Source organism: Streptomyces sp. NPDC006510, from assembly GCF_040611955.1.
GTDB lineage: Bacteria > Actinomycetota > Actinomycetes > Streptomycetales > Streptomycetaceae > Streptomyces.
The window spans coordinates 1-4,938 of the sequence record NZ_JBEXPH010000344.1 but is presented as its reverse complement, the minus strand read 5'-3'; the positions used below and the strand labels follow the sequence as shown (position 1 = coordinate 4,938).

Below are 4,938 nucleotides of genomic sequence, written 5' to 3'. Positions count from 1 at the left end.
CCGCACGCAGCCCGGCCGAGTCGACGACCAGCGCGGGGGAGACCTGGACGACCTTCGCCCCCGCGTCGGCGGCCGCCCGGATCCCGGCGGCGACCGAGGCCGCGGTCGCCGTACCGCGTTCGTCCGTGCCCCGCACCGCGATGATCCGGGACTCCTGGGCGACCCCCGCGACCCGCACGTTCTTCGCGGGCGCCGCCGCGATCAGCCCGGCCACGAACGTCCCGTGGCCCACACAGTCCTGCCCGGCGGAACCCACCGCCGAGACCCGGCCCGCGAGCGTCGGCGCCTGCGCCGATACCCCGGTGTCCACCACCGCGACCTTCACCCCCGCCCCCCTGCCGAACGCCCAGGTACGGGCGAGCTGGAGGTTCTGCTGCTCCCACGGCACCGCCGTGGCCCGCGCCTGCGACCCGCCGGTGCACGGATCACCGGCATCGAGACGTGCGGGCATCACCGGCAGCCTGACCTTCTCGCCGTCGGCCGCGACGGCCGGGCCGGCCACCGGCAGCACCGTCGCGGCGACCAGGAGCGCCGCGGCGGGAACCCGTCCGGTGCGGCGGCCGGAACCGCGGCGCACACCGCTGCCCGGCGTCATTCGGGCACCGCCTGCAGGCGTACGACATCTTCCGGGAGCAGCAGCCGCAGATCGTCCAGACCGGGCGCCGCCATGGCACTCAGCCGGCCCGCCTGGCGCGTCATCATGCCCTCCAGGACCTGCCGGGCCAGCCGTGCGTTGCCGAACGAACGGTCCCTGGGCAGCGCGTCGAAGTACTCCCGCATGACCGCACCCGCACCCGCGGCGCACTCGTAGCCGGACGCGGCCGCGTGCTGGCGGACTATGGTGACCAGCTCGTCCGAGGAGTAGTCGGCGAACTCCACCCGCCGCGAGAACCGCGAGGAGAGACCGGGGTTGGACGCCAGGAAGCGTTCCATCTCACCGGTGTAGCCCGCGACGATCACCACCACCTCGTCGCGGTGGTCCTCCATCAGCTTCAGCAGCGTGTCCACCGCCTCGCGCCCGAAGTCGCTGCTGCCCGAAGCCCCTTCCGGGGTCAGCGTGTACGCCTCGTCGACGAACAGCACCCCGCCCCTGGCCCGGTCGAACACCTCCCGGGTGAGCTGGGCGGTGTGTCCCACGTACCGGCCGACCAGGTCCGCCCTGGCCACCTCGACGAGCTGGCCGCGCGGCAGCACACCGAGCGACTTCAGCAGCTCGCCGTAGAGCCGGGCGACCGTGGTCTTGCCGGTGCCGGGCGGCCCGGTGAAGACCAGATGGTGGCTGATCCGCGGCGCGGGCAGCCCGGCCGCCTCCCGCTTCTTCGCAGTGGCCAGCAGATTGACCAGATCGGTGACATCACGCTTGACGGCGGCCAGACCCACCATGTCCCCGAGCCGGGCCAGCGGGTCGCTCTCCGCCCCGCCGTCGGCCTGCTGCCCGGACACCGCGGCCTCCTCGCCGACGTCCTCGGGCAGCAGCCGGGTGAGATCCTGCTCGTCGGCGTCGGGGAGCGAGGCCAGCCGGTACGCCTGACGGTCCACCATTTCCTCGAACACCTGCCGGGCGGCCCGGCCGTTGCCGAAACCGGCGTCCCGGGGCATCCGCTCGAAGTGCGCGGCGAGTGCGCCCAGCGTCGACTCGTCGAGCTCGTAGCGGTGATGGGCGCACATGCTCTCGATGATCGCGACGAGTTCGGGCACCGCGTAGTTCTCGAACTCGACCGTCCGGGAGAAGCGCGAGGCGAGCCCCGGGTTGGAGCCGAGGAAGTCACGCATCTCGTCCGCGTACCCGGCGGCGACCACGACCACGTCGTCGCGGTGGTCCTCCATCAGCTTCAGCAGCGTGTCGACCGCCTCGCGGCCGAAGTCGGCGCCCGAACCCCGCCCGTCCGAGAGCAGGCTGTACGCCTCGTCGATGAACAGCACCCCGCCCAGCGCCCGTTTGAACGTCTCGGTGGTCTTGATCGCGGTACCGCCGACGATCTGCGCCACCAGGTCCGCGCGCGACACCTCCACCAGATGGCCGGAGGGCAGCGCGCCGAGTTCGGCGAGGATCGCCCCGTAGAGCCGGGCGACCGTGGTCTTGCCGGTGCCGGGCGGCCCGGAGAAGACCAGATGCCGGCTCATCGGCGGGGCCGGCAGACCGAGACGGGCGCGCCGCTGGGCGAGCTGGATCAGATTGACCAGCGTCCGCACCTGGTGCTTGACGTTCTCCAGGCCGATCAGCGCGTCCAGTTCGGCCAGCGGCCCGTCCTCGCGGCCCGCCCCCGAGCCGTCGCCGGAGGCGCCCGTACCGGCCGGATCGGTGCCCTCGGCCTCGCCGAGCCCCCAGGCGTCCCGCTTGCCGTTGCCGGTACTGCTCAGGTGCTCGACCGCCAGCCGCTCGCCCGGCAGCGCCTGCACCAGACCGCCGCCCTCGTTGTCCCGCGCGGTGCAGTTGACCACCGACACCGCGGCCGTGGTCTCCACCCGGAAGCCGTCCCGGCCCGAGCCACTCACCTCGCAGGCGGTGAAGGCGCCCCGGCTGCCCTGGGCCAGCAGCACCCCGTGGCCCGTCGCGGCGGCGATCCGCAGCCGGGTCGCGGTCAGTTCGCCGCCGTCCTCGACCACCACACCCGTGTCCGTGGATTCCCGGACGTCCCAGTCCCGGACGGCTACGCTGCCGCCCGCCGCCACCGACATGCCGTGCGCGGCACCGTGCACGGCGCCCCCGCCGACATAGACGTTGCCGTTGTCGGCGACCCGGATCCCGGTGCTGCCGGGCCGTTCGATCTCGCAGTCCTCCAGCCGGCCCCGGCCGTCCTTGACGACCTCCACGCCGTATCCCTTGGCGGCGCCGATCCTGGCCCGGCGCACCAGCGGATTGGCGCCGCTGCGTATGCGTATGCCCGCGCCGCCCGCGTCGAGCACTTCGAGGCGGTCCAGCTCGGCGACCGACTCCTCCTCCAGCAGCACACCGGTCTGCGCGCTGTCCCGCACGGTCAGCCCGATCAGCACCGGGGAGGCCGAGCCCCGTACGTGCAGCGCGGCGTCCTCGGCCGAATCCAGCCAGCAGTCCTCGAAGGTGCCCCGGGCCCGGTCGGAGACGAGCAGACCGGAACCCTTCGTACGAGCGGTACGGCACCGGCGCAGCAGCGGATCGGTACCGCCGGACAGGACGATGCCCGGCCCGCTGGTGCCGGTCACCCGGATGTCCTCCAACACCGTCCGGGCCGACGAGGAGAGATGGATGCCGACAGCGGTGTCGTGGACCACGGTGCGCAGGATCTGGGTGGTGCTCTGCTCCTCCAGCGCGATGGACGGCTTGTCGGTGGAGGAGATGTCGCACTCCTCCACCGAACCCTGTCCCTCGCCGTTGGCGAGCACCCCGTTGGCGCGGGCGTCGCGGATGGTGCAGCCGCGCAGCGTGATCCGGCCGCGTTCGCCGATCACCACGCCCGAGGTGCCCAGGTGCTCGACCGTGCAGGACTCGGCGGAACTCTCCACCGCCGAGGTCACCACCAGCCCGGCGCCGCGCGGATTGCTCACCCGGCAGTCCCGCAGCGCCACCGAGCCGGCCCCGCGGGCCAGCAGGGCGGTCCACGACGCACCGGTGATGTCGCAGCCGTCCATCGCGATCTGGCCGCGCGGCGCGTCCACCACCGGCAGTTCCTCGTCGCGGCCGCGCAGCACCAGATCGGTGAGCATCACGGCTTCGGCCTGGAGCACCACGGCACTGCCGTGGGGCGGGCATATCTCGACGCTGCCGCGGGACTGTTCGGCGACGACGGTGACGGGGACGGTGATGACCAGACTCTCGGCGTAGGTGCCGGAACGGACGCTGATCACGGCGCCGTTGCGCGCTCTGGCCAGCGCCTCACCGATCGTTCGAAAGCCGTCGGGCCGCTCGGGACAGACCGTCAGAACCTGGCGTGACAAGCGGAATCCTCCTCCTTGGGGCCACACCGCGGTCCTGGGAACACGTTGTCGGAGCGGGTGCGGCTCCATCATGCCGGAGCGATGCGCCGGAGCTTCGGCCGGAGCGGGAACGCCGCGTGAACCACGCCCTGTTGGGCTCCGCGCGGATCACCCCATCACGGACGAAACGGGGCGGAGAGCCGACCGGCCCGCCGCCCCGCCCCTGGTGTTGTGACTAGTTGATCGCCTTGATCAGCTCACCGTCGGTGGTGTCACCGCTGAGCTCCCAGAAGAAGGTGCCGCCGAGACCCTGCTCGTTCTTGTAGTTCATCTTGGTGGCGATGGTGGCGGGGGTGTCGTAGCTCCACCAGTTGGTGCCGCATTTGGCGTACGCGGTGCCGGCGACGGTGCCGGTCGCCGGGCAGCTGTTCTTGAGGACCTTGTAGTCCTCGATGCCGGCCTCGTACGTGCCGGGGGCGGCGCCGGTGGCGGTGCCCCCGGGCGCGTCCTGGGTGACACCGGTCCAGCCGCGGCCGTAGAAGCCGATACCGAGCAGGAGCTTGGACGCGGGGACGCCCTGGGCCTTCAGCTTGTCGACGGCGGCCGCGCTGTTGAAGCCGTCCTTCGGGATGCCCTCGTAGGAGGTCAGCGGGGAGTGCGGGGCGGTCGGCCCCTTCGCGTCCCAGGCACCGAAGAAGTCGTAAGTCATCGGGTTGTACCAGTCGACGTACTTCGCCGCGCCGCCGTAGTCGACCGCGTCGAGCTTGCCGCCGTCGGAGCCGTCGGCGGAGATCGCCGAGGTGACCAGGTTGTCCGTCCCGAACTTGGCGCGCAGTGCCCCCAGCAGGTTGCCGTAGGCCTCGCGTCCGCTGGTGTCGCAGGTCAGACCGCAGGCATTGGGGTACTCCCAGTCGATGTCGATGCCGTCGAAGACATCGGCCCAGCGCGGGTCCTCCACCAGATTGTAGCAGGACTCGGCGAACGCGGCCGGGTTCTTCGCCGCCTCACCGAAGCCGCCGGACCAGGTCCAGCCGCCGAACGACC

At 72.2% G+C, this 4,938-nt stretch carries 3 protein-coding genes; all 3 read right to left on the bottom strand.

The window, feature by feature from the left end; translation table 11 throughout:
• On the bottom strand, window positions 1-595 hold a 595-nt coding region (locus tag ABZY11_RS42825; protein ID WP_356484360.1), incomplete at its 3' end, for a S8 family serine peptidase.
• A complete protein-coding gene (locus ABZY11_RS42820; protein ID WP_356484359.1) occupies window positions 592-3,915 on the bottom strand; it encodes a right-handed parallel beta-helix repeat-containing protein in 3,324 nt (1,107 codons plus the stop codon). The genes ABZY11_RS42825 and ABZY11_RS42820, both read right to left, overlap by 4 nt.
• A gap of 214 nt (window positions 3,916-4,129) precedes the next feature.
• Window positions 4,130-4,938 (bottom strand): glycoside hydrolase family 18 protein (locus ABZY11_RS42815; protein ID WP_356484358.1); only part of this gene is annotated, 809 nt, incomplete at its 5' end.